Origin of the sequence: Salinivibrio sp. PR919 (assembly GCF_001995355.1) — a bacterium.
In the GTDB taxonomy this organism is placed as follows: domain Bacteria; phylum Pseudomonadota; class Gammaproteobacteria; order Enterobacterales; family Vibrionaceae; genus Salinivibrio; species Salinivibrio proteolyticus.
Genome location: NZ_MUFL01000013.1, coordinates 18,417 through 44,136 on the forward strand (window position 1 = coordinate 18,417; position 25,720 = coordinate 44,136).

The window sequence follows — 25,720 nt, forward strand, 5'->3', positions numbered from 1 at the left end:
TGATGAGTGAATTTGATTTTCGTCGCGCAGGACTTGATGTGCTTACCATTGAGCAAGATGCGATTGCACAACTCAAAACGGCGATTGACGAGCATTTTGATGCCGCCTGTCGATTAATCTTGAACGCCACCGGCAAAGTGGTGGTAATGGGAATGGGCAAGTCGGGCCATATCGGCCGTAAGATTGCAGCTACCCTTGCAAGCACAGGAACGCCTGCGTTTTTCGTGCACCCAGGTGAGGCAAGTCACGGTGACCTTGGGATGATAAATCAAGGCGACGTGGTGTTAGCCATTTCCAACTCGGGCGAAGCCGGTGAGATTCTTACCTTACTGCCGGTGATTAAACGTCTCGGGATCCCGTTAGTCTGTATGACGGGCAACCCCAACTCGAGTATGGGGCAACTCGCCAGAGTCCATCTCAATATTCACGTACCCAAAGAGGCGTGCCCTCTTAAGCTTGCGCCAACATCCAGCACCACGGCCACCTTGGTAATGGGCGACGCGCTTGCCATGGCATTGATGCAAGCAAAAGGTTTTACCGCCGATGACTTTGCCCTCTCCCATCCGGGCGGCGCATTAGGACGCAAACTACTCTTACGTATTAGCGATCTGATGCATCAAGGCGAGCGTTTACCCGTGGTGCCAGACAGTGCCACCGTGCGCGATGCCTTGCTGGAAGTGTCAGAAAAAGGCCTGGGAATGACCGCCGTGGTCGATGCAGAGCAACAGTTGGCAGGCGTCTTTACCGATGGCGATCTGCGCCGCTTACTCGATCAACGCATTGATTTACACACCACCGCCATTGGCGAGGTGATGTCCGCCAATCCGATCACCATTGAACCGGAACTGCTGGCGGCAGAAGGACTCAAACTCATGGAGGAGCGTAAAATTAACGGGCTGCTGGTGGCGAAAAATGGCCAGCTTCTTGGCGCCCTCAACATGCATGACCTTTTGAAAGCCGGAGTAATGTAATGTCCGCACCTGTGACTGACACCTTATATGGCCCTGTTGCCACCACCCTGTTCGAACGCGCGGCGACGATCCAGCTACTGATTTGCGATGTCGATGGCGTTTTCTCCGATGGTCGCGTGTATATGGGCAATCAAGGCGAGGAGCTGAAGGCCTTTCACACCCGTGATGGCTACGGCATCAAAGCCTTGATGCACGCTGGTATTGAGGTCGCAGTGATCACAGGTCGACAGTCTAAGATTGTCGAAAATAGAATGAACGCCTTAGGGGTCCGTCATGTCTATCAAGGACAAAGTGACAAGCTAGCTGCGTACGACGACCTTTGTCAGCAATGCAACGTTAGCCCTGAGCACACCGCGTATATCGGTGATGACTTGATTGATTGGCCCGTAATGGCAAAAGTCGGCCTCGCGGTTTGTGTGGCAGACGGTCACCCGCTATTAAAACAACGTGCCGATCTGGTGACCCAAATCCGTGGTGGGTTCGGCGCGGTCCGTGAAGTCTGCGATCTGATCCTCGAGGCACGAGGCGAGCTCGATCAGCACAAGGGCTTAAGCGTATGATGCAGCGGCTAAGCATGCTGGTGCTGATAGTACTGTGTGCCCTAACCGGCTATTATCTGCTTTCTCAACATGTCTGGGAGCGTGCGGTACAAGTTGAGCCGGACGCAGAAAAGCCTCTGTTTACCGGTGAACAAATTAAAACCGTGCAATACAACGCCGATGGGATACGCAGCTATACCGTTGACGCTGAGCACTTAGAGCACTACGCCAACATTGATGAAACCCACTTTAATGAGCCTGTCTTATGGACCTATAACAATGGTAAAGACGAAGAGTGGCGCATCAGTGCAAACTATGCGGTGCTGTCTGATAAGCACATATTGACGATGACAGGCAAAGTGCGAATTTTTAACTTGCTACCGAACGCGCAAATTCATTCGGTAGCCACCGAGACTGTGACGTTGGATCTCACCACGCGAGACTTTTGGTCCGACCGTCCCACCACCATCACTGGCGTTGGCTTTCAAACCGAAGGACAACGCGTGAAAGGGAACTTCGGTAACCACCAGATGGAACTGTTAAACGATGTTAAAGGCCGATATGAAACGACCCCTCGTTAAAGCACTGGCAGGTGCCATGTTGCTGTTTTCGCACTACTCATTGGCATTGAGTAGCGACACAGAGCAGCCTATTTATATTCAATCTGAGAGCCAGCATTTGGACATGGCCACCAACACGGTGACCTTTACCCAAGATGTTGTACTGACCCAAGGWAGCATTAAAATTCTGGCCGACAAGCTGGTCGTGATCCGCCCTCAAGGCCAAGAAGGCGATGAAACCATTGAAGCGTTCGGTAAACCCGCGACCTTCGAGCAGACCATGGATGATGGTAAAAAGCTGCACGGTGAAGCCTATAAGTTGCGCTACGAAGTGGGCAACGAGTTTTTGAAAATGTCGACCAATGCCATGCTGGAGCAAGCGGGTAATCAAGTCGAAGGCAACGTGATCACCTATCAAATTGATAAGCAGCAATTGGTCGCAGAAAGTGACAGCAATAAGCGTGTCACTACTATCTTGCAGCCGACCACTAAAAGCCCATCTGAGTSAGAATCGCAATAAGAGGCCCTATGGCAACGTTAAAAGCGGCCAATTTGGCGAAAAGTTATAAAGGACGAAAAGTCGTCGCCGATGTCAGTCTGGAAGTAAAATCCGGCGAGATCGTCGGCCTACTCGGCCCAAATGGTGCAGGTAAAACCACATCGTTTTACATGATTGTCGGTCTTGTCGCTCGCGACGAAGGGGCAATTTTTATCGACGATCAAGACATTAGCATTCAGCCGATGCATAACCGTTCACGTCTTGGCATCGGTTATTTGCCGCAAGAGGCCTCGATTTTTCGCAAGCTCACCGTCTACGACAATTTGATGGCGGTACTGCAAACGCGAAAATCCCTCACCAAAGAGGAGCGTCAAGACAAAGCCGAAGACTTGTTGGATGAATTTAATATTCAGCATATCCGCGATAGCCTTGGCATGGCGCTGTCAGGGGGCGAACGACGCCGTGTCGAAATTGCACGCGCCCTCGCCGCTAACCCGAAATTCATTTTGCTTGATGAGCCGTTTGCCGGCGTCGATCCGATCTCCGTGATCGACATTAAAAAGATCATCGAACACCTACGCGATCGTGGCTTAGGCGTGCTGATCACCGACCACAATGTTCGAGAAACCTTGAGTGTCTGTGAGCATGCTTACATTGTCAGCCAAGGACACTTGATTGCGCACGGCACCCCTGATGAAGTGCTGAATGACGAGCACGTCAAACGTGTCTATCTCGGTGATCAGTTCAAGCTATAGTGGACTCGCTCACGCTAAAATCTGCCAATCACGGCTATAGTTATTTATAGAGCGCTTGCCCTGCATCTCAGAGCAAGCGTTTTAACCTCATTGGTCGTTGTAAAAGGAAAGGTGTAACGCCCCTATGAAACCCACGCTTCAGCTCAAGCTTGGACAACAACTCGCAATGACACCGCAGCTACAGCAGGCTATTCGCCTGCTGCAGTTGTCGACGCTAGATTTGCAGCAAGAGATCCAAGAAGCGTTGGAAACCAACCCGCTGTTGGAACAGGACGAGGGTCAAGAGCAAGAGGCCGCGGAGCGTAATGATAACGACACCACGGAAACCGCCACTGCCAGCGCCGACACGTTAGAAACCTCAGACGCCTTCGAGAAAAACGAAATGCCCGACGAGTTGCCGGTGGATACCACTTGGGATGACGTCTATAGCGCGGGAACCGGCAGTACTGGCATTGCCTCGGGCGGCGATGAGCTTCCCGTGTATCAAGGTGAAACCACCGAAAGCCTTTACGACTATCTAAAATGGCAGCTCGACCTCACCCCCTTCTCGGAAACGGATCAAGCGATTGCCTTGGCGATCATCGATGCGGTGGACGATCAAGGCTATCTGTCAGTCACCACGGATGAGATCATAGAAAGCTTGGGCAGTGAGGAGATTGAGCTTGACGAAGTGGAAGCCGTATTAAAACGTGTTCAACACTTTGATCCATTGGGTGTAGCCTCTCGCTCGCTACAAGAGTGCTTATTGCTCCAATTAGCGACATACAATCCAGAAACGCCCTGGCTGGATGAGGCACGTACCGTGCTCACCCAACATATGGATTTGCTCGCCAACCGCGATTATCGTCAACTGATGCGAGATACCCGTCTAAAAGAGCCGGATCTTAAAGCCGTGATGCAACTGATCCATAGTCTTGAGCCACGTCCGGGTAACCTGATCGTGACCAACGAAGCAGAATACGTGGTACCGGATGTCTCCGTGTTTAAACATCACGGCAAATGGGTGGTACAAATCAACCCAGATAGCGTTCCTAAGCTTAAGGTCAATGAGCAATATGCCGCTTATGGTCGTAACGGCTGTAGCCCGTCAGATAGTCAGTTTATTCGCTCCCATTTGCAAGAAGCCAAGTGGCTGATTAAAAGCCTCGAAAGCCGCAATGAGACCTTATTGAAGGTGGCCCGCTGTATTGTCGAGCATCAACAAGATTTCTTTGAGTATGGCGAAGAAGCCATGAAGCCCATGGTGCTTAACGATATCGCCATGGACGTCGACATGCACGAGTCGACCATCTCTCGTGTGACCACCCAAAAATTTATGCATACGCCACGCGGTATTTTTGAGTTGAAGTACTTCTTCTCAAGCCACGTGAGCACGGACAATGGCGGCGAATGCTCTTCGACAGCCATTCGTGCCCTGATCAAAAAATTGGTGGCAGCGGAGCCTGCCAACAAGCCCCTCAGTGATAGCAAAATTGCCGCCTTGTTAGCTGAGCAAGGCATCAAAGTTGCACGACGGACCATCGCTAAGTATCGGGAGTCGCTCGGTATTGCGCCGTCAAACCAGCGTAAGCGCCTGCTTTAGGGCGCCTCAACAGAAGGAAGATGTGTATGCAAATCAACCTGACCGGACATCATGTCGAAATCACGCCACCATTACGCGAGTATGTGGATACAAAGTTTGCTAAACTCGAGCGCTTTTTCGAGCACATTAATAATGTCCACGTTGTGTTGACGGTCCAAAAGCTCGACCAAATCGCTGAAGCGACGCTCCATGTCAACAATGGAGAGATTCATGCTAAAGCACAGTCGCAAGATATGTATGCGGCCATTGATGGGTTGACCGACAAGTTGGTCAAGCAATTGAGTAAACATAAAGAGAAGCTCAWACAGCATTAAGCTATGGAACTTAAAGACGTACTCACAGTGGACTGCACACGCAGTGCCGTCCACTGTTCCAGCAAGAAACGCGCCCTAGAAATCATTAGCCAAGTGGCTGCGGACAAGTTGGGGATCAACGCGCAACAATTGTTTGAATGCATGCTAAGTCGTGAAAAGCTGGGCACCACAGGTATCGGCTCAGGGATTGCCATTCCACACGGCCGCATCACGGACAGTGACCATGCTATTGGCGTGTTGTTGCAATGTGCAGAGCCGATTGAGTTCGACGCTATCGACAAACGCCCCGTCGATTTGCTCTTCGCGCTACTCGTCCCGGACGAACAGTGCAAATACCATCTCCAAACCCTCTCGGCCATCGCCGAAAAGCTCAATGATAAACAGCTATGCCGACAGCTTCGCAATGCAGATTCGGACCAAGAGCTGTACAATATCATGACTCAATAACGAGTAAGGGCTGACGGGAGTCTATTATGATGCTGAAAATTGTCAGTGGCCGTTCGGGGTCAGGCAAATCTGTGGCGTTGCGGGTGCTCGAAGATCTCGGGTATTACTGCGTTGATAATCTCCCTGTGAATCTGTTGCGCGACTTCGTCACGTCGCAAGAAGATGCCGAGGCCAAAATTGCGGTCAGCTTGGACATTCGTAACCTGCCTAACGCAAATGAGCCTATTGCTGACACCCTCGCCGCGTTACGGGAAGTGTGCGATGTCACCTTGTATTACCTGGATGCAGATGACAAGGACCTGATCAAACGCTTTAGTGAAACGCGCCGCCTGCATCCCCTGTCGCGCCAAAACCTGTCTCTTGAGCAAGCGATTCAAGCCGAAAAGCAACAAATGGCGCCCATCAAGGAACACGCCGACCGCGTGATTAATACCACGGGGCTGTCGATTCACGACTTGAGCGAGTCGGTACGCTCACTGGTATTGGGCCGCGCTAGTGGCGATTTGGTGATGGTGTTTGAATCGTTCGGCTTTAAGCATGGCTTACCCGCCGATGCCGACTATGTGTTTGATGTTCGCTTTTTGCCCAACCCGCATTGGGAGCCGACCCTGCGCCCTCATACCGGCTTAGAAAAGCCCGTACGCATGTTCCTCGCCGCGCAACCCGATGTCGCGATGGTGATTGCACAAATCAAAGGCTTTCTTGAGTCTTGGCTGCCCGCATTGAAAAACAATAATCGCAGTTATGTTACCGTCGCAATTGGATGTACGGGGGGTAAACATCGCTCTGTGTATAYTGCCCAATATCTGTCTGACTACTTCACGGAGCTCGGCGAAAAAGTGCAGATTCGCCATCGCACCTTGGAGCAATCGTCATGACCACCCTGCACACGGATGTGTGTGTGCGTAACCGACTGGGCTTACATGCGCGCGCCGCCATGAAGCTGGTTGAGCTGCTCCAAGCCTACGACGCCACCATTGAGTTGCAAAGTGGCGATAAGCGCGCCACGGCCGATAGCGTGATGGCGATGCTGATGCTGGAATCGGCTCAAGGACAAACCATCACCCTCACCGCGACGGGTCCACAAGCCGAACCGGCTTTAAACGCGGTAAAAGCGCTATTCGATGCCGGATTTGACGAAGAAAGTTAACCGCCCACTGCGCTGACCAGCACGCAATTCCTTTCTTATACTGACACGCAACCCATTTGTCATGCGACAGACTCCCCTGATTGCGTTAGAATTTCAGACATTGCAATGGGGGATGTTGCCTATGGCAGAAACGACAGAACAAGAACAGAGCAATCAAACCCACCAACGGCTACAAGAAGTTAGCCTACTGCTGGAACAAGGCATGTTTGTCCGCGTCCGCCGCATGTTGGAAGACATGGAGCCGGAAGACATCGCCCACCTACTTGAGGCCTCGCCGCCCAAAGGCCGTTTAGTTCTCTGGCAACTGACGGATCCCGAAGACCAAGGTGAAATCCTCGATGAGCTGTCTGAGGATGTGAAAGACGGCATCATGGTGCGTATGGCGCCCGAGCAACTTGCCGCCGCTACCGAAGGGATGGAAACCGACGACGTCGCTTATCTGCTGCGTAGTTTGCCTCAAGATGTCTCACAAGACGTGCTGGCAGAGATGGACGCACAAGACCGTGCGCGCATCCAGCAAGCGCTCTCCTACCCGGAAGACTCTGCGGGCGGGATGATGAACACCGACGTGGTCACCATTCGAGGCGACGTCACTGTCGATGTGGTACTGCGTTATCTACGCATGCGAGGCGAGCTACCCGATACCACTGATGCGCTTTATGTGATTGACCCGAATGGCCGACTGATTGGCAATTTACCTATTGCCGCCTTGTTGGTTAACCAGCCGGACACGGAAGTGGTCGACATCATGGACGATCCGGATGAAGCCATTAGCGTGACCATGGACGATGGCGATGTGGCGAGCCTTTTTGAGCGTCGTAACTGGGTTTCCGCCCCTGTCGTCGACCAACAGAATCACCTTGTCGGCCGTATTACCATCGATGACGTGGTCGATATTATTCGTGAAGATGCCGAGCACTCGATGATGGGCTTGGCCGGTCTCGACGATGACGAAGACACCTTTGCGCCCGCCTTTAAAAGTGCGCGTCGTCGCAGTATCTGGCTGGGGATCAATGTACTTGCAGCACTGACCGCAGCCTCCGTGTCGAACATGTTTGAAGGCACGCTCGATAAAATGGCTGCGATTGCGGTATTGATGACTATCGTCCCCTCGATGGGCGGTGTAGCGGGGAATCAAACCGTTGCCTTGGTCATTCGCGGGTTAGCCGTGGGTCACATTGGTGACTCCAACACACGCTGGCTGCTGGCCAAAGAGGCCACCGTTGGACTTATCAATGGCTTGGTATGGTCGATGATTATTGGCGGCGTCGTGGTGCTATGGAAAGGGAACCTTGAGCTTGGATTGATCATTGCCGGTGCGATGATGATGAATTTATTTATCGCTGGGATTGCCGGAGTCGCCATCCCGACCCTGTTAAAAAAATACAATATTGATCCGGCACTGGCAGGAGGCATGGCACTGACTACCGTCACTGACGTGGTTGGACTCCTTGCCTTTCTTGGCCTCGCTACCTTGTTTATTACCTAATCTGACCGCGATTAAAAAAGGCGAGCCATTGGCTCGCCTTTCTATTGGGCAGTGCAAAACGCTTACCGCTTACTCGTCCAAGAAGCTACGTAATGTCTCTGAACGGCTTGGGTGACGCAGTTTACGCAGCGCTTTCGCTTCAATCTGACGAATACGCTCGCGCGTAACATCAAACTGCTTACCGACTTCTTCCAACGTGTGGTCGGTATTCATATCGATACCAAAGCGCATGCGTAGCACTTTTGCTTCACGCGGTGTCAGACCGGCCAATACGTCATTGGTCGCCATTTTCAGGTTGTTAGACGTTGCTGAGTCCATCGGTAGCTCAAGGGTGGTATCTTCAATGAAATCGCCCAGATGTGAATCTTCATCATCACCGATAGGGGTTTCCATTGAGATTGGCTCTTTCGCAATCTTGAGGACTTTGCGGATTTTATCTTCCGGCATCATCATGCGCTCCGCCAACTCTTCAGGCAGTGGCTCACGCCCCATTTCCTGAAGCATTTGACGCGAGATGCGGTTAAGCTTGTTGATAGTCTCAATCATGTGCACCGGAATACGAATCGTCCGTGCTTGGTCTGCAATCGAGCGAGTAATCGCCTGACGGATCCACCAAGTCGCATAGGTTGAGAACTTATAACCACGGCGGTATTCAAATTTATCCACCGCTTTCATCAAGCCAATGTTACCTTCTTGAATCAAATCCAAGAATTGTAAGCCACGGTTGGTGTATTTCTTAGCAATCGAAATAACCAGACGTAGGTTGGCTTCCACCATCTCTTTCTTCGCACGGCGTGCTTTCGCTTCACCGATAGACATGCGACGGCTAATGTCTTTGATACGCTCAACAGACAGGCCTGTCTCTTCTTCGATGATTTTCAGCTTTTGTACACAGCGACGTAGATCTTCTTCGTAACGCGCCACACGCTCTGCATACGGCTTACCGGATGACAGCGCTTCATCAATCCATGCATCAGATGATTCGTTACCGGCAAACAGCTGCACGAAGGTTTTCTTCGGCATTTTAGCCTGATCGACACACAGACGCATGACCAAGCGTTCTTGGGTACGCACTTTGTCCATGGTCTGGCGCATTTCGTTAACCAGACGATCAAACTGCTTAGGCACCAAGCGGAACTGCTTGAAGGTTTCTGACAGTTCTTCGATAGACGCTTTAGTGCGGTCGTCGTAACGACCATACTGGTTGATTGCCGCTTCCATATTGGAATACGTACGACGGAGCTCGCTAAACTTCTCGCGTGCAAGCTCAGGATCGATACCGACATCTTCTTCGTTGTCGTTATCATCATCGTCGTCATCAGCGTCGTCGTCATCTTCGTCTTCGAGCTCTTTCTCACTCAGCTCAGAGCCGATGTGGGTGGCGGTCGGGGCCATGTCATCTTGGGTTGGATCAATAAACCCAGAGATGATGTCAGTCAGGCGTAGCTCTTCCGCTTCCACCTTATCGAACTGATCAAGCAGTGAGGCAATCGAGGCCGGGTATTCCGCCACCGAGCACTGTACTTGGTTAATGCCGTCTTCGATACGCTTCGCGATATCGATCTCACCCTCACGGGTCAGAAGCTCTACCGTTCCCATTTCACGCATATACATGCGCACAGGGTCGGTGGTACGGCCAATTTCACTTTCCACACTGGACAGCGCTGCCGCTGCGGCTTCTACCGCGTCTTCGTCGGCCACGGTCTCAGACATCATCAATTCATCAGCATCGGGCGCGGCTTCTACCACTTGGATGCCCATGTCATTGATCATCTGAATGATGTCTTCTATCTGGTCGGAATCGACAATGTCTTCCGGGAGGTGGTCGTTAACTTCGGCATAGGTCAGATAGCCTTGTTCCTTGCCTTTTGCGACAAGCAACTTTAGCTGTGACTGCGGATTTTGATCCATAGACGATATCCAACTTCGGGTCTGAGTGAAGAATTTAGTATGCGGAAACGCAAACCGCCAATTTTAACAAATGTCGCCTTTGCTGGCTACTTTCTAAACGGACTGGCTCTGTATCAGTAGCATCAGTTCCCGCTTCTCTTCGACTGATAAGCCGACGGTATTTGACTTCGCTTGCAACTTGGCTATTTGTTGTTCGACACACTGGGCGAGTATTTTATCCAGTGAATCGCAAAAAAGTTCTGACGCATTATCATCGTCAATATAAAGATCCCAGCCGGCTAACCGCGCCAGCAAGGCTTCTTGTTTWGTCCCCCGCCAGTGCTCTAGCAACTGACCGGTAGTGATATTGGGGCGCGCTCGACAGATCTCAAGGATCGGATTGAGTAACGCCAAACCGGGCAAATCAATCGACTCCGCTGATGGCAACGGCGGTACCTCTTGGCCCAAGTACGGGTACTGGACCAGTAATGCAATCACCTCACGCATCGGCGTACGCTTAATCTCTGATTGCCCATGTACTTTAACGGGCTGCCCTTGGCGACGGATCAAGGTCTCTAGCTGATGGTCATCCATGATGCCCAATTTCTGCCCCAGTGTATTACGCAGGTAAAGGCGCAACGTATCCCCGGGCACTTTTTCAATCAAAGGCACTGCCAAGTTCGCCAACTTGGCTTTACCTTCTTGGCTGCTGGTGTCGACTTGCTTAAGCAAGGTGGTGAACATAAAGGTGGAGAGGGTTTGTGCCTCATTCAACCGCTGTTCAAACCCTTCTTTGCCCTCTTGGCGGATCATCGAATCCGGATCTTCACCGTCGGGCAAAAACATAAATTTGAGCTGTCTGCCATCAGTCATGTAGGGCAATGCTTGTTCCATCGCCCGCCATGCCGCTTCTCGGCCGGCTCGATCGCCATCGTAGCAGCAAAGTATAGTACTACTTTGCCGAAACAGGGTTTGCATATGCTCCCCGGTGGTCGATGTCCCCAACGAGGCCACAGCGTAATCGACACCAAATTGTGCCAGTGCCACCACGTCCATATAGCCTTCAACCACGAGGATACGCTCAGGGTGGCGATAACGTTGCATCACTTCATACAAGCCATACAACTCCCGACCTTTATGAAAGATCGGCGTTTCTGGCGAGTTCAGGTATTTCGGGGTGCCATCCCCTAACACCCGTCCACCAAAGCCGATCACACGGCCTCGGCGATCGCGGATAGGAAACATCACGCGACCACGAAAACGGTCATAACTGCGACCATTGTCGTTTTCAATCAACATGCCAGCGGTGATCAGCTGGCGTTGCTCCGCTTGGCTACGACCAAAACGTCGCTTAATGGTGTCCCAATGATCAGGGACATACCCAATACCAAACTGTTTTACCACTTCACCGGATAGACCACGTTGTTTGAGATAATCCACCGCCACTTGTCCGGCTTCCGTTCGCAGCTCGCTGCTGTAGGTCCGTGCAATGGCTTCCATGGTTTCATAAATCTGACGTTTATCATCCGTGGGAATGCTGGGGCGTGCTGTCCCGCCATTCGCTTGTTCACGGGGCACGTCTAAACCGAGTGTGTTCGCTAACTCTTCAATCGCATCGGGAAACTCCAATCGATCAAATTCCATCACAAAGTCGATGGCATTACCGTGCACACCACATCCGAAGCAGTGGTAAAACTGCTTTTCTTGGCTAACGCTAAATGAAGGCGTTTTTTCGTTATGGAACGGACAACAGGCGCTGTAATTCTTGCCCTTTTTCTTGAGCTTGACCCGTGCGTCTATGATCTCAACAATGTCGAGACGTGAGAGCAAGTCGTCAATGAATGCGCGCGGGATTCTGCCTGCCATAACCTGAAATTTATAGGGAGAGAAGCAAACAAGCCGCGCCGTCCATTACGGAAAGCACGGCTTGTTGTAAGGTCTGGAAAAACTTAGCTTAAATTCGCTTTCACGAGTTGGCTAACTTTTCCCATATCAGCTCGGCCTTGGATTTGAGGTTTTAGTACCCCCATCACCTTGCCCATGTCTTGCATGGAAGCTGCGCCAGTTTTTTCAACGGCAGCTTTTACCAATGCATCGACCTCTGCTTCGCTCAGTGGTTGAGGAAGAAATTCTTCAATCACTGCAATTTCCGCAAGTTCTGCATCGGCAAGATCATCACGACCGGCTGACTGGTATTGGGCTACGGAATCACGGCGCTGCTTTACGCTTTTTGTCAGCACCGCAAGAATGTCCTCGTCACTCAATGACTGACGGGTATCCACTTCTTGCTGTTTAATGGCTGACATCAGAAGGCGAATCGTACCAAGACGCGTCTTGTCTTTCGCTTTCATCGCCGCTTTTTGGGCATCTTTTAGACGTTCAAGCAATTCCATAGCACCTACCTAATCTGACTAAATTAGTACAGACGTACGCGACGTTGGTTTTCGCGTGCCAACTTCTTCAGGTGACGTTTTTGAGCAGCGGCTTTAGCGCGTTTGCGAACGGTAGTTGGCTTTTCGAAGTGCTCACGACGGCGAACTTCAGAAAGAATACCTGCTTTTTCACAAGAGCGCTTAAAGCGACGCAATGCTACGTCAAATGGTTCGTTTTCACGTACTTTAACTACTGGCATGTGCCTTTCACCTCAGGGGTTATCAGTTATCGCTGGCGAATTATTGGCCAGCCTTGATTAAAAATGGTGCGAAATTCTAATCCGAATAGGGGGGCATTGTAAAGCACATCTGGCGAATTACTTCCAAGCCATGTAAGATTGCGCGCACCGCCAGCCTGTGCTGGCAACGTCTTCTCGCTTCGGTCTTCACGCTCAGCGTGCTCATTTATCCTAAGCGTTCAATCTATCGGCTTTTTTCCTGAGGTTATGATGCGAATTTTAGGCATAGAGACATCGTGTGACGAAACTGGCGTGGCGATCTACGACGATCAGCGCGGGCTTTTGTCACATAAACTTTACAGTCAGGTAAAGCTTCATGCCGATTATGGCGGGGTTGTCCCTGAGTTAGCCTCTCGCGATCACGTTAAAAAGACCTTGCCGTTAGTCAAAGCAGCGATGGCAGAGGCGCAGCTGACACCAGCGGATATCGATGGCGTGGCCTACACCGCCGGTCCCGGATTGGTCGGTGCCCTGCTGGTCGGTGCCACCATCGGTCGCAGCTTGGCGTACGCTTGGCAAGTGCCGGCGGTAGCGGTGCATCATATGGAAGGCCACTTACTTGCGCCTATGTTAGAAGACACGCCGCCTCCCTTTCCGTTTGTGGCGTTGCTCGTCTCCGGCGGACACACGCTGTTGGTCGAAGTAAAGGGGATTGGCGAATACCGCATTCTTGGTGAGTCGATTGATGACGCAGCCGGTGAAGCGTTTGATAAAACCGCGAAGCTGATGAATCTTGATTATCCCGGTGGCCCATTGCTGTCAAAACTGGCAGAAAACGGCACCCACGGCCGCTTCACCTTCCCGCGTCCGATGACCGATCGTCCTGGTCTCGATTTCAGCTTTTCCGGCTTGAAGACATTTGCCGCGAATACCATTGCAGCCAATGACAATGATCCGCAAACCCGTGCAGATATCGCGTATGCCTTCCAAGACGCGGTGGTGGACACGCTGGCAATCAAATGTAAGCGAGCGTTAGAGCAATGTGGCATGAATCGATTAGTGGTTGCTGGCGGCGTTAGCGCGAACCGTCATTTACGCGACAAACTCGACACCCTCACGCGCAAACTGGGCGGCGACGTTTTCTATCCACGTCCCGAGTTCTGTACCGATAACGGTGCCATGATTGCCTACGCGGGGATGCAGCGACTAAAAAACGGTGAGCATATGGGGCTGGGGGTGAAGGCACAGCCGCGCTGGCCGATTGATACCTTGCCATCGCTGACTCAATGATGCGAAAAAGCAGCCTTGGGCTGCTTTTTTTTACGTCTGTTAACGTCGCCAGCGCCTGAGCACGATGGGTTTTTCCTCGCCATCGAGCAGGCGACGAATATTTTCGTAATGACGAAATAAGATCAGGCAGGAGAGCATCGCCACTGGCATGGTAAATTGCGGTTTAATCCACCAAGTGAAAAGCGGTGCCAAAATAGCAGTGACGATGGCACTTAATGACGAATAGCCSGTGATCACCAACACCACTCCCCAAGTCAGCACTAACAAGCCAGTCAGACTGAGTCCTATCGGGGCCATAGCACCTAGCGCCGTCGCCACACCTTTGCCACCTCGAAAATGGAAGAACACCGGATAGATGTGTCCAAGACAGGCGGCGATGCCAATCAAGCCAAGCAAAAACGGATTAATCCCGATAAGATAACTGAGCCAAACTGGGATCGTCCCTTTAAGCATGTCGCACACTAAGACCAATGCCGCGGCCGTGCGACCCCCGAGGCGATACACATTGGTCGCGCCCGGATTTCCAGACCCTTGTTCGCGAGGATCCGGCAGACCATAGGCCCGGCACACCAGCACCGCACTGGAAACAGAGCCGAGCAAATAGGCAGCGATGATGATGGCAATGGCCAGTGCAGTCATGTGAAATTCCTAGAGTTTGTGCTGCATTCGTTGCTATAGTGCGCCCACGATCTTGATTAGACGCAACATGGATCGGAACGCATCGCGCATCCAAGTGTCAATCGATAAGCTCGATAATACGGGCTTTCTTACCACAGTGGTATCCGACCTGTCACGGAGTGTGAAAAAACATGGATTCCGTCTTTATAGAACAACTCGACGTTGTGACCACCATCGGTGTCTACGATTGGGAACAAACCATCCAACAAAAGTTGGTACTCGATATCGAAATGGCGCACGACAATCGTCCCGCCGCCCAAAGTGATGATGTCAGTTTAGCGCTGGATTATGCCAGTGTCAGTGAGGCTGTGATTGCACATGTTCAAGCCAGCCGCTGTGCGCTCATCGAGCGGGTCGCCGAAGAGGTCGCCGCGCTAATCCAGTCACAATTTGGCGTCAGCTGGGTAAAGGTGCGTGTGGCCAAACCTGGTGCCGTCGCCCAAGCGCGTAATGTTGGCGTAGTAATAGAGCGAGGCACACGGTGACAAAAGCATTAGTCAGTATTGGCTCAAACATCGATCGCGACCTGCATATCCAAGCTGCAGTTGAAGCGTTACGTGCCTTAGACCCGCACTGCCGTTTTTCGCGCATTTTTGAGGCAGAACCCGTCGGCTTTGAAGGGCCGAATTTCTATAACCTTATTGCTGAGCTCGACACCACACTCGATCTGCAAACCTTTTGGCAAACCATACGCGATATCGAAAGTCGATATGGGCGACAGCGCGACGACGTTAAGTATCGCGATCGTACCTTGGACATCGACTTATTGACCTTTGGCGATCAGTGCCAGTCCAGCGGACCTGCCTTACCACGCAACGATATTTATAAATTTGCATTCACCCTTTGGCCACTCGCTGAACTGTGTCCCGATCAAGCAATCCCCGGGGATGGACGAACATTTGCGCAGCTTTGGCAGCAATTTGACCAAGCCCAGCCACTGTGGCCTATCGAGACCCCTGCGTATTTGAAGGAATAATCATTACCATGAGCATGTTTGAAGCCTTTTTTCTTGCCCTTATTCAAGGCTTGACTGAGTTTTTGCCCATTTCTAGCTCCGCCCACCTCATTTTGCCATCGCAGATTTTTGGCTGGGCCGACCAAGGCTTAGCCTTCGATGTGGCCGTTCATGTCGGTACACTTGCCGCGGTGATTGGCTATTTCCGCCGTGAAGTTGTGTCACTGTTAGGTGCCTTTTTCGCGTCGTTCACAGGTAAACACAGCCGGGATAGTCAATTGGCTTGGATGATCGTATTGGCGACCATTCCCGCCTGCGTGGCAGGCCTGTTTCTTAAAGATTTGATTGAGCTTTACCTGCGTTCAGCGTGGGTGATTGCCGCTACCACCTTGCTATTTGGTGCACTGCTTTGGTGGGCCGACCGCCATGCGCGTCAACAATGCGATGAGTATCAAACCACCCGATCGCGTGCGCTGTTTATCGGGATCGCTCAAGCACTTGCTTTGATCCCAGGCACCTCACGTTCGGGCGCCACCATTACTGCTGCGCTGATGCTAGGCTACACCCGAGAAGCCGCCGCGCGTTTCTCATTTTTGATGTCGATTCCAATCATCACCCTCGCCGGATCGTATCTGGGCTTACAGCTAGCCACCAGCCCAGTGCCGGTTGAGTTTGCCCCCATTGGGGTTGGCGTTTTGGTCTCTTTTGTCAGCGCCTATGCGTGTATTCATGCGTTTTTAAAGCTGGTCACCCGAGTGGGTATGTTACCGTTCGTGATTTACCGCCTGATTTTGGGTGTGGGCCTCATTGCGCTATTGATGAGCCAATAAGCTTCGCTAATCCAATGCCATCCGAGGGCAGACCACATTGGCTGCCTTCAGGTGGTACATCTCCACCTCAGGATGGCTAAAAAAGCCCACTTCCCACGGGTTTTTTGCCACAAAACGCTCTCGTATCTCATCAAACATCATCGACGGTTTAGGCACGGTATAAACCTCGCCGCGAATAATGCTGTAGTTCCATTCAATCGCCTGTTCAAAGGTAAAAGTTGCACGGCTATCAATCGCAAAGTAACAGCGGTTGTCGCGTTTTAGCAGCAAGGATTTGAAAGTACTGGGAAAGGTGATAAAGAAAATGTCATCCTCGACCGACGATAAAAACGCCATCACCGTCGTATGTGGCTGACTCGGCGCATAGGTCAAAAGCACACCGATTTTATTATCATACTCACTGTCATCCATCGCCGGGACTTGCGATAAAGGTGTGGTGGGTAACGCCACGGTTCGACGCGTATCTAACGGATAAGCATAATCAGGGGCTTGATAAGACTTCACCACGCCCATCCCATAGGCCACCTGATATTCGAGCGCATCAATCATGACCTCAAAGGCGGATGTGGCAATCACCTTGCCCTTAAACGACAAACGATACACCTTAAGGTCGGCGTCATAATCACTCACCCCGGTGCGGTTATCGAGATGTAACGTGACCCATTGACCGTCTTTCAATTGATGCCCTTTGGGAAAGATCGTGCGCAATCGCGTATCACTGAGCGGCTCCACACCGCAAATCGACACCGCCATACTGCCCATCTTCTCTGGGGTGGAATACGTGCCTAGCACGCCCAATACACGCGCTCCAATCAGATCACGCAACGGCCTTGTGTTCATGCCTCGCTCCCTCGCTGCTCGACTAACAGCTATTAGCATGGCAGTAAACTAAAAAGGGCGCCAATCGGCGCCCTTAGGGAAGAAGTGATGGCTATTATTCGCCAGCCACTTTCATTGCATCAATAATGATTGAGCCGGTTTGAATTTGGCTGCGCGTCTCAATATCTGTGCCGATAGCAACAATATTGGCGAACATCTGGTTTAAATTCCCCGCGATGGTAATGCCGCTGACTGGATATTGGATTTCACCGTTTTCCACCCAAAAACCCGCAGCGCCGCGCGAGTAATCACCAGTGACAGGATTCACCCCCTGCCCCATTAACTCAGTCACCAATAGACCGGTGCCCAAGGTTTTCAGCATGGCATCAGCATCTTGGCCGGTGTGGCTGACATACCAGTTATGGATACCGCCAGCGTGGCCAGTGGGCTCCATATCGAGCTTACGAGCCGCGTAGCTGGTCGCTAGATAGGTTTTTAATACCCCTTGCTCCACAATGCGTCTGTCTTGGGTCTTAACCCCTTCGCTATCAAACGGCGAGCTGGCCGACCCTTTAAGTACGTGAGGTAACTCATTGATCGTGAGCCAGTTAGGGAAGATTTTTTCATCCTTTTTATCCAGTAAAAAGGATGATTTGCGATATAACGCAGAGCCACTGATCGCCATCACCAGATGACCAAACAGGCCGGTCGCCACACTGGCATCAAACATCACGGGGACTTCACACGTCGCCAGACTACGTGGGTCTAAACGCGCTACCGCGTGTTTTGCCGCTTCGATGCCTACTGAGGTTGGGGTCCATAAATCGGCTTTATCGCGCGCAACCGTGTAGCTCATATCGCGCTCCATACCATTGGCACTTTCCGCGATCACCGAGCAGCTTAGCGCCTGACGGCTGGAGGCATAACTGCCTAGCATGCCGTGGCTATTGCCATACACACGGACTCCATAATGGCTGTCGTAACTGGCGCCATCACTGAATTTGATCCGCGAGTCATAACCTAACGCGGCTTGTTCCGCCTCAATGGCTAATGCGGCTGCAGCATCGGGCTCTGGCTCGTCAGGGTAAAACAGATCAAGATCGGGATACTCAAAGGCCATTAAGTGTTTTGGTGCTGGGCCACCAAAGGAATCCGGTGAGGTATAGCTGGCAATTTCCAACGCGGCTTCGACCGTTTTGGCAATCGCACGCTCGGACAGATCTGTCGTGGATGCGCTACCTTTGCGCTGATCGCAGTAGACAGTCACTCCCAAGGCACCATCGCGATTAAACTCTACGTTCTCCACTTCACCCATGCGTGACGTGACGCTGATCCCTGTGCTTTTGGTGATCGCTACCTCTGCGGCATCACTGCGTTGCGCGGCCATGTCCAACGCACGGCTGACGGCTTGGCGTAGGTGTTGCTCTTGCTCCGCGACCTGCTGTTTTACACTCATAGTTGACCTTTCTGATTAAAATTCGAATTTAGAATACGGGGCCACGCGAGCCGGTGACAAAAAAGCCCGCGTTTGTGCGCGTTTCTTGTTAACATAAGTGTCATTGCACATTCTCATTGAGGTTGAACATGGGCCGTAAAAATAAACCTGCTCCTTGGGAGGAAGAGGAAGAAATCATCTGGGTGAGTAAATCCGAGATGAAGCGCGATATGCTCGCCCTGCAAGAGCTTGGCGAAGAGCTGGTTAAGCTCAAGCCTGCCGTGTTGGAAAAGTTTCCACTCGACGACGACTTATACGCCGCCATTGTTGACGCACAACGCTTAAAAAACGAAGCACGTCGTCGCCAATTGCAATATGTCGGCAAGCTCATGCGCTCTCGCGACCCTGAGCCGATTCAAGCGGCGCTGGATAAGCTACAAAACAAGCACGCGCAACAAAGTGCTGAGCTGCATAAGCTCGAAAAGCTGCGCGACCGTGTTGTCGATGAAGGCGACGACGCTATCAACGATGTGATGCTGCAGTATCCAGAGGCCGACCGCCAACGCTTGCGCCAACTTGCCCGTCAGGCTAAAAAAGAGCGACAACAAAACAAGCCGCCCAAGGCGTATCGCGAGATCTTCCAATACATTAAAGGCTTTTACGACCAAAGCCTGTAAAACCTCACGCCAGTGTTCTCCACTGGCGTGTTTGTTTATGACTCCGTGCCACCCACTGTCATGKCATYAAGTTTCAGCGTTGGCTGACCCACGCCAACCGGCACACTTTGCCCTGCCTTACCGCAGACGCCGACGCCTCGGTCAATCGCGAGATCATTACCCACCATCGACACTTGTTGCATCGCCTCAATACCACTGCCAATCAAGGTGGCCCCTTTCACAGGCGTGGTAACTTTGCCGTTCTCAATTAAATAGGCTTCAGAGGTCGAGAATACAAATTTACCCGAGGTAATATCCACTTGTCCGCCACCAAAGTTAGGGGCATACAAACCGTGCTCAACACTGGCAATAATATCACTCGGCGTACTGTCGCCACCCAGCATGTAGGTATTGGTCATGCGCGGCATGGGTAAATGCGCATAAGATTCGCGACGGCCGTTTCCGGTCGGTGCCACTCCCATCAAGCTCGCGTTGTGCTTATCTTGCATATAGCCTTTAAGCACCCCGTTTTCGATCAGGACGTTATATTGGCCCGGCACCCCTTCATCATCGATATTGAGCGAGCCGCGACGATCCGCCATCGTGCCATCATCAACAATGGTGCAAAGCGGTGAAGTCACTTGCTCACCGAGGCTACCAGTAAAGACAGACGACTCTTTACGGTTGAAATCGCCTTCCAAACCATGCCCGACCGCTTCATGCAATAGCACGCCCGGCCAACCCGCGCCTAACACCACAGGCATGGTGCCAGCAGGAGCGCCTTCTGCACGCAAGTTCACCAGCGCTAAACGAATCGCTTCATCAGCAAACTGTAGCGCCGTGCTTTTTCCGTCTTGCTCTTGCAAGAATACCTCGTAACCATAACGGCCACCGCCACCGGCACTTCCCCGCTCACGGCGCCCATCCTGCTCAACGAGCACAGACACAGATAAACGGACTAGAGGGCGAATATCCGCGGCATAGGTCCCATCCGTGGCGGCAATCAATACTTGCTCGTACAAGCCATTAATACTGGCACTGACTTCTTTCACTCGCGGCTCTTTGGCACGAATGTAGCTGTCGATTTCTTTCAGCAATGCGATTTTTTGCTCGCGGGTTAGGCTACCGAGCGGATCAAGCGGGCCATAGTATTGACCGCCTCGAACCGTGCGAAAGGCACTGACTTGACCCTGCCCACCTTTGGGCGCAATCCCGCGTGCGGCAGTCGCACTTTGCATCAAGGCATCAGCGTTAAGTTGGTCCGAGTAGGCAAACCCGGTTTTCTCACCCGTGATAGCGCGTACACCTACGCCTCGATCGATATTGAACGAGCCGTCTTTGATGATGCTATCTTCCAAGACGAGCGACTCGTGCCACGTTGATTGGAAAAAAACGTCGCCGTAGTCAATTTGACGACCACTCAGGTGAGCCAGTGTCTCTTGGAGATGCGACTCACTGATCCCCGCAGGGCGCAATAAGGTTTCTTCGACCTGTTCCAGACTCATTCGCTTACTCTTGGTTGTGGCTATTTATGCTAGCCAAAGATAAAAAGATGATGCGCCGAGGGTGCGCTATTTCAATTGGGTTTGCAACCGAGCGTGGTCGAGCACCGGCATTTTACGGCGAATGGATTCACCGATGCTCAAGTCAAGCTCCGCCCACGTCACACCGGGGTCGTCCCCCAGTGACGCCACTACTTGCCCCCAAGGGTCGATAATCATCGAATGCCCCCACGTTTGACGGCCTTTACTGTGTTCACCACATTGCCCGGCAGCAATCACCCAGCATTGGGTTTCAATCGCACGGGCGCGCAGCAACGCCTCCCAATGTGCCTGTCCCGTGACGCGCGTAAACGCCGCCGGCACGGTTAAAATATCAGCGCCTTGCGCGCGTAACGCATGATAGAGCGGCGCAAAACGCACGTCATAGCAGATGCTTAACCCCAAGCAACCAAATGGCGTATCCACGGTGGCAAGTTGATCGCCGGCTTGAAAGTAGTCCGACTCACGATAACGTCCGTGCGCATCCGCCACTTCCACATCAAACATATGCAGCTTATCGTAGCTACCTCGCAAGTGTCCGGCATTATCGAACACTAAGCTTGTGCTAGTCAGACGGCCGTTGTCGTTTTGGATTGGAAAGGCGCCCACCACCAGCCAGATGTCGAACTGGTGCGCCATTTCTGCCAGTTGGCGCTGAATACGGCCATGTCCTAACGGCTCGGCGTGCCGTTGGTAATCTTGTTTATCACCAAATACCAAGGCATTTTCTGGCGTCAGCGCCAGTTTGACCCCGTGTTGATGTAACCGCTGCAAACTGGTTTGTAGTACGTCCATGTTCTGCACCGGATCGGCGCCCGAATTCATCTGGATGATGCCGACTTTCATCATGCTCACTCCTTGGCTTGTTCTGCCTGTTGGCGCAATCGTTCCGTGGCATCGGCGGGCAAGGTTAGCGCCTCTTGATTACGGGAAATTTCCCGAATGTCAGGCGTACCAATCGGCCCAGTAACTTGATAGCGAACCTGTGTAAATACATCCACAACCGGCGAAATCGCCGTGGTGACGGCCAATACATAGAGCGCCGTTTGTGGCGTAACAGCAAACGCGCTGAGCACAGGGATCCCAGAGGTAATATCTGGCGTAAAGCGCACATCCGCGTTGACTTGATTGCTGACCAAGTTAGCGATACCTCTGATAACCATATCACCTGCTAATCCATCCATGCGGATATTATCGGTCACGACCACGCCATTTGTGATCACCGCACGGCCGGTAATGTCATCAAACGCTAGCCCATCTTCGAATACGCCAGAAAAGTCGAGTTGGATTTTGCGCAAAATAGAATCCAAGCTAAATAAGCCCAGTAATTTACCCGCGCCTCCGACGCCACTGATGTAACCATCTTGGATATCGGCACGGACTTCACCATTTAAACTCGCGATATCCACTTGCCACGGCAGTCCGCCATAAGAGATATCCGCTTGCGAGGTAAAACGCGCATCTTGGATCCCACCGCTGACCCCAAAGCGCCCCATTAAATCCGACGTGCTATCGCCATTTAACTGTATGGAGAGCGCCGTTTGATTGCGCTGATCCTCATCGATTAACCAACTGCCGCTTACTGCCGCTTGGTTTTGACCGCTCTCGATGGTCAATGAGGTTAAGTCTATGCGTTCTTCTTGCTTGTCGAGTGATGCAGAAACTCGCCCAAGTCGATAGCCTTGTAGCCATAAGTCTTTGATCAATATATCGGTGGATGGCACCGCCGCCAATAGCGCCTTATCGGCGGCAGAGGCTCGGCTGTCCACCGGTGCGAACAGGGGCGCATTAGGATCGTTTTCGGTGGTATCGGCGATCATATTGATATGCCAATGATCGACATCGATCGCTAAGCGTCCTCCCGTCGGCCACTGGGCGCGGCCGCTAAGCTCATTGCTACCGAGTAAGGCGTCCCATCCTTGTGGCTTTTTGCGCACAGCAAGAGACACTTGATTAAACCTCAACTTGTCGGCGTCTAAGCGAGCGATGCGTGCGTTCACTTTAGTCGGCACCGGTAAGGTCGGRAAATCACTTTGCCCTTGTGGCCATTGCGGCGTCACGTCACGCCATAGGTCGCGCCACGGCATTACATCTAGCTGTGCCAAGTCAATATCCAACTGATGCCCTTGCGCCGCCAAGAGTGAGGTAGGCTGTTCGCCCACATTCCATTGGCTTGCGGTGATCACTGGACGCTCGCCTTGGGTATTAATACGCGCTTGATAGCTGACTGCCGGTAACTGAATTCGCCCTTGTAGTCCTTCGCTGTTGCCCGTTGCTGCCAGCGAGGCACTGCCGGTTGACCAACGCGGTTTAGCCAGTGGCGCGGGCAATGTTGACTGCAAGGGGGTGGTATCGATATCAACCCCCAGTTGGTAGTCAAAACCGATGTCGTGTAATGTCAGGCCCAATGTTGCCTGCCAGCGTGCCCCACCGGCGAGATAATCCTCGAGCGGTAGCGACAATCTAGCCAGCAAAGGGGCGACGTCCCAGTCCGCGTCGAGGTTAAGATCCAACTGATAACCTGCCGCGTCGGTTTGTCCGTCAAAATTCACCGACATCGGTTGACCCAACCAYTGTGCAGTGAGGCCACGAGTACTAATCGTGTCATCGTCAAAGTGCAGTCTGCCCGCGACATTATCCAGTTGCATGGACGGTGCTTGAATAAGCACTTGGTTCCCTGCAAAGCGCACTTCGCCTGTGGCATGTAGCTGACTGCCATCAAGTGGAATATTGAGCGCTAAATTGGCATCCACCAATCCCTCAACTTGGACGTGCGTCAACGCCGCCCCCAAGGAGTCAACGAGTGGTGTCGCCAACATATAACGACGGACCGCATCCCCAGTGGCCGATAAATCCGCCTCTAAGGTTAATGCACTATCAGCAGCCTCCATATCGTCGATATCCGCACGAACCTGACGGCTGATCGCATCGCCAAGGCGTACATGATCGCCCTGAATGGTTAACCGTGCGTTTTCAAACAAGAGCTCAGCATCCAATTCGGTCAGAGTTGGCCAAGCGGTATTAAAACTGAACGCGCCTTGACGCAACGGCACTCGCGCTTGGAATACGCCGTCATGTTGACGGTAAGGAAACGTATTTAAGGCGCCAAACCATAAAATATCACTGCCCTGTGCCTGCCCGCCCTGAATCGCACGAGAGAGATAATCAGTGAGGGAGTCTGGCATCGCGCGGGTAGGTAAATAGCGCCACGTCTGGCCTGCATCGCGCACATCGGCGTTCGCATAGAGCGCCAAAAACGGCGAACCTTGCGAAGGAATGTCTAAGCGAAACGCCCCGCGCGCATCCAAGTCAGCGGCTTTTATGGCAATCGCATCACTCCAAACCGTCAAAGTATCGCCACGCTCCGCCCATTGCACCGTCACCTCACCATGCTCAAGCGGTAATGGCGCTTGGAAAAAATCACCATAAGGGAGTGATTGTTGCCCCAATGCTAAGGTCGCCTCGCCTTGATGTCCCTCACCGGACACGGTGACATTTAACCCCTCAAAGGCCGGAAAATACCCCCACTGGTTGGCGCGAATGTCAGAGAAAGAGGCTTGATAGCGCAGCGGCCCATCGGAGGCCTGACTCATTGCCAGCGTGTCCACCGTACCGGCTGGTGAAAGAGCTTCTATCAGTTGATGTTGACGGTCAGATTGGCTCAACAATCCAACTAACGGACGTAATGCCGCGATATCAATGTGACGAGCATTAAGCTGCCAGTTAGACTCGTTTCCTTGCCAAGACAACTGATTCAGCGCCGGCAGCGTGGTATCCCCTTGCTGAACCCAAACCCCATCGCTATCCACGCGCCATTGCTGGTCCTCTCTTGCCTGCAGTTGCACGCGGCTGTCTTTGAGTGCCCATTGCTGCGAGGCCCCCTGCTGATCGCGCCACGTCAAAGCAAAGGTATCGACACCCAGCAAAGCATTTGCCACTTGGCCTTTCTCAACCCGCAGCCATGCATTGGCATCTAAGCGCGCATTATCAATCGTCACTGACGGCGTAAAGCGCTTCATCAGCCACGGTGCCAAATCCATGTTTTCGCTAGCTAGATAAAAATCACCACTAAGCGAGTCCACCCCGTCGGTCTCAGTAAAGGCCGCATTGACGCGGATTTTTTCCAGCTCTGTCCCCGCAATCCCAATGGTGCCCTGCGCATGATGCTGACCATTTTGATTACGCCACAACAAATTATCGATATTCAGCGTCTGCGCCGCCAATGACGGTGTGACAAGAACCAGACGGGCATTAGTGACAGAGAACTGGCCAAGGCGGGCTAAAAACAAATCTTCAAGGCGCTCACGCACCCCGGTGCTGTCTTTTTTATCGGGAAGTTGACCGCTGTTAAAGGTCAGTCCATCGAGGGTAACATGGGAAAACACCGGTTGACGGCGAGATAAGCTCGCAAAGACATCCAGTTGTAGATCAATGTGGTTTGCGGTCAGTAATGGCGGACTGTTATCACTGGTGGTCAAGGCGACATGATTGAGTTGCAATGACGGCGTAAGATTGCGCCATTGGCCTGCAATGGTCCCAAGACGCGCGCTAAAGCCCGTTTGCTCGCTGACCCATTGTCGTAGCGGCTCACGCACCATATCCACGTTAGGTAATAAAAAGCGCAAACCGCCAATAAAGACGGCGGTTAACAGAATAAGACTCACGACGCCGGCTATCAGCCAGCGTCCAATTTTCGCGGCCCAGGTCAT

General features: G+C 52.3%; 25 protein-coding genes and 1 pseudogene. 16 read left to right on the forward strand and 10 right to left on the reverse strand.

Annotated elements, in window-relative coordinates:
- The first annotated feature begins 2 nt into the window (after positions 1 to 2).
- From BZG83_RS04000 to mgtE, 11 genes are all read left to right on the forward strand, one after another.
- Positions 3 to 971 (forward strand): KpsF/GutQ family sugar-phosphate isomerase, encoded by a 969-nt coding sequence (locus BZG83_RS04000; RefSeq protein WP_077479481.1) that lies wholly within the window; start codon positions 3 to 5, stop codon positions 969 to 971.
- Positions 971 to 1,531: a 3-deoxy-manno-octulosonate-8-phosphatase KdsC gene (gene kdsC, locus BZG83_RS04005; RefSeq protein WP_077479456.1), complete on the forward strand. Its 561-nt coding sequence runs from the start codon at positions 971 to 973 to the stop codon at positions 1,529 to 1,531. Before BZG83_RS04000 ends, kdsC begins: the two co-directional genes overlap by 1 nt.
- Positions 1,528 to 2,091, forward strand: coding sequence for an LPS export ABC transporter periplasmic protein LptC (gene lptC, locus BZG83_RS04010; RefSeq protein ID WP_077479457.1), 564 nt, complete (start codon positions 1,528 to 1,530; stop codon positions 2,089 to 2,091). Before kdsC ends, lptC begins: the two co-directional genes overlap by 4 nt.
- The gene (gene lptA / locus BZG83_RS04015; RefSeq protein WP_077479482.1) at positions 2,072 to 2,590 is read left to right on the forward strand and encodes a lipopolysaccharide transport periplasmic protein LptA; all 519 of its coding nucleotides are present in this window, start codon (positions 2,072 to 2,074) and stop codon (positions 2,588 to 2,590) included. The genes lptC and lptA overlap by 20 nt, the downstream gene beginning before the upstream one ends.
- 8 nt (positions 2,591 to 2,598) lie before the next feature.
- Positions 2,599 to 3,324 carry an LPS export ABC transporter ATP-binding protein gene (gene lptB, locus BZG83_RS04020; RefSeq protein ID WP_069588123.1) on the forward strand — a complete coding sequence of 242 codons (726 nt, stop codon included), beginning with the start codon at positions 2,599 to 2,601 and terminating at the stop codon, positions 3,322 to 3,324.
- 124 nt (positions 3,325 to 3,448) lie between these two features.
- Entirely contained in the window at positions 3,449 to 4,906 is a 1,458-nt protein-coding gene (locus tag BZG83_RS04025) for an RNA polymerase factor sigma-54 (protein ID WP_077479458.1), read from the forward strand.
- A 26-nt stretch (positions 4,907 to 4,932) separates the two neighbouring features.
- Entirely contained in the window at positions 4,933 to 5,220 is a 288-nt protein-coding gene (hpf, locus tag BZG83_RS04030) for a ribosome hibernation promoting factor (RefSeq protein ID WP_077479459.1), read from the forward strand.
- 3 nt (positions 5,221 to 5,223) lie between these two features.
- Entirely contained in the window at positions 5,224 to 5,667 is a 444-nt protein-coding gene (ptsN, locus tag BZG83_RS04035) for a PTS IIA-like nitrogen regulatory protein PtsN (protein ID WP_069588129.1), read from the forward strand.
- Between the two features lie 26 nt (positions 5,668 to 5,693).
- Positions 5,694 to 6,545, forward strand: a complete 852-nt coding sequence (gene rapZ / locus BZG83_RS04040; protein WP_077479460.1) for an RNase adapter RapZ — start codon at positions 5,694 to 5,696, stop codon at positions 6,543 to 6,545.
- Positions 6,542 to 6,817, forward strand: a complete 276-nt coding sequence (locus tag BZG83_RS04045) for an HPr family phosphocarrier protein (protein ID WP_077456362.1) — start codon at positions 6,542 to 6,544, stop codon at positions 6,815 to 6,817. Before rapZ ends, BZG83_RS04045 begins: the two co-directional genes overlap by 4 nt.
- 121 nt (positions 6,818 to 6,938) lie before the next feature.
- Positions 6,939 to 8,306 (forward strand): magnesium transporter, encoded by a 1,368-nt coding sequence (gene mgtE / locus BZG83_RS04050; protein WP_077479461.1) that lies wholly within the window; start codon positions 6,939 to 6,941, stop codon positions 8,304 to 8,306.
- Positions 8,307 to 8,375: 69 nt separating this feature from the next.
- On the opposite strand, the pseudogene rpoD reads toward mgtE, so the two are convergent.
- The 4 genes and pseudogenes from rpoD to rpsU form a co-directional block, all read right to left on the reverse strand.
- Positions 8,376 to 10,229 (reverse strand): annotated as a pseudogene (gene rpoD, locus BZG83_RS04055) (RNA polymerase sigma factor RpoD); the annotation flags it as partial.
- 81 nt (positions 10,230 to 10,310) lie between these two features.
- On the reverse strand, positions 10,311 to 12,062 hold the full coding sequence (gene dnaG, locus BZG83_RS04060) for a DNA primase (protein WP_077479463.1): 1,752 nt from the start codon (positions 12,060 to 12,062) through the stop codon (positions 10,311 to 10,313).
- A gap of 83 nt (positions 12,063 to 12,145) precedes the next feature.
- Positions 12,146 to 12,589: a GatB/YqeY domain-containing protein gene (locus BZG83_RS04065; protein WP_069588140.1), complete on the reverse strand. Its 444-nt coding sequence runs from the start codon at positions 12,587 to 12,589 to the stop codon at positions 12,146 to 12,148.
- Between the two features lie 23 nt (positions 12,590 to 12,612).
- Complete coding sequence (gene rpsU / locus BZG83_RS04070) at positions 12,613 to 12,828, reverse strand: 30S ribosomal protein S21 (protein WP_069588141.1); 216 nt, start codon at positions 12,826 to 12,828, stop codon at positions 12,613 to 12,615.
- 249 nt (positions 12,829 to 13,077) lie between these two features.
- On the opposite strand from rpsU, the gene tsaD reads away from it, so the two are divergent.
- Positions 13,078 to 14,097: a tRNA (adenosine(37)-N6)-threonylcarbamoyltransferase complex transferase subunit TsaD gene (gene tsaD / locus BZG83_RS04075; protein WP_077479464.1), complete on the forward strand. Its 1,020-nt coding sequence runs from the start codon at positions 13,078 to 13,080 to the stop codon at positions 14,095 to 14,097.
- A 39-nt stretch (positions 14,098 to 14,136) separates the two neighbouring features.
- Here the strand turns inward: tsaD and plsY are convergent, their stop codons facing one another.
- Complete coding sequence (plsY, locus tag BZG83_RS04080) at positions 14,137 to 14,736, reverse strand: glycerol-3-phosphate 1-O-acyltransferase PlsY (protein ID WP_069588145.1); 600 nt, start codon at positions 14,734 to 14,736, stop codon at positions 14,137 to 14,139.
- Positions 14,737 to 14,906: 170 nt separating this feature from the next.
- Here plsY and folB point away from each other — a divergent pair, with 170 nt between their 5' ends.
- Genes folB through BZG83_RS04095 form a run of 3 tightly spaced genes read left to right on the forward strand, consistent with a single transcriptional unit; the run spans position 14,907 to position 16,560 of the window.
- Positions 14,907 to 15,260, forward strand: a complete 354-nt coding sequence (gene folB / locus BZG83_RS04085) for a dihydroneopterin aldolase (RefSeq protein ID WP_069588147.1) — start codon at positions 14,907 to 14,909, stop codon at positions 15,258 to 15,260.
- Complete coding sequence (gene folK, locus BZG83_RS04090; protein ID WP_077479465.1) at positions 15,257 to 15,751, forward strand: 2-amino-4-hydroxy-6-hydroxymethyldihydropteridine diphosphokinase; 495 nt, start codon at positions 15,257 to 15,259, stop codon at positions 15,749 to 15,751. The genes folB and folK overlap by 4 nt, the downstream gene beginning before the upstream one ends.
- 8 nt (positions 15,752 to 15,759) lie before the next feature.
- Positions 15,760 to 16,560 (forward strand): undecaprenyl-diphosphate phosphatase, encoded by an 801-nt coding sequence (locus BZG83_RS04095; RefSeq protein ID WP_077479466.1) that lies wholly within the window; start codon positions 15,760 to 15,762, stop codon positions 16,558 to 16,560.
- Between the two features lie 6 nt (positions 16,561 to 16,566).
- Here BZG83_RS04095 and BZG83_RS04100 read toward each other — a convergent pair whose 3' ends face one another.
- Positions 16,567 to 17,400 (reverse strand): hypothetical protein, encoded by an 834-nt coding sequence (locus tag BZG83_RS04100; protein WP_077479467.1) that lies wholly within the window; start codon positions 17,398 to 17,400, stop codon positions 16,567 to 16,569.
- Between the two features lie 94 nt (positions 17,401 to 17,494).
- The gene (pmbA, locus tag BZG83_RS04105; protein ID WP_077479468.1) at positions 17,495 to 18,835 is read right to left on the reverse strand and encodes a metalloprotease PmbA; all 1,341 of its coding nucleotides are present in this window, start codon (positions 18,833 to 18,835) and stop codon (positions 17,495 to 17,497) included.
- 128 nt (positions 18,836 to 18,963) lie between these two features.
- On the opposite strand from pmbA, the gene yjgA reads away from it, so the two are divergent.
- Entirely contained in the window at positions 18,964 to 19,491 is a 528-nt protein-coding gene (gene yjgA / locus BZG83_RS04110) for a ribosome biogenesis factor YjgA (protein ID WP_077479469.1), read from the forward strand.
- 35 nt (positions 19,492 to 19,526) lie between these two features.
- Here the strand turns inward: yjgA and tldD are convergent, their stop codons facing one another.
- The 3 genes from tldD to BZG83_RS04125 all read right to left on the reverse strand — a co-directional run bounded on the left by tldD (position 19,527) and on the right by BZG83_RS04125 (position 25,720).
- Positions 19,527 to 20,975 (reverse strand): metalloprotease TldD, encoded by a 1,449-nt coding sequence (gene tldD / locus BZG83_RS04115; RefSeq protein ID WP_077479470.1) that lies wholly within the window; start codon positions 20,973 to 20,975, stop codon positions 19,527 to 19,529.
- Between the two features lie 66 nt (positions 20,976 to 21,041).
- Entirely contained in the window at positions 21,042 to 21,860 is an 819-nt protein-coding gene (locus tag BZG83_RS04120; RefSeq protein ID WP_077479471.1) for a carbon-nitrogen hydrolase family protein, read from the reverse strand.
- A 2-nt stretch (positions 21,861 to 21,862) separates the two neighbouring features.
- Positions 21,863 to 25,720 (reverse strand): YhdP family protein, encoded by a 3,858-nt coding sequence (locus BZG83_RS04125; protein WP_077479472.1) that lies wholly within the window; start codon positions 25,718 to 25,720, stop codon positions 21,863 to 21,865.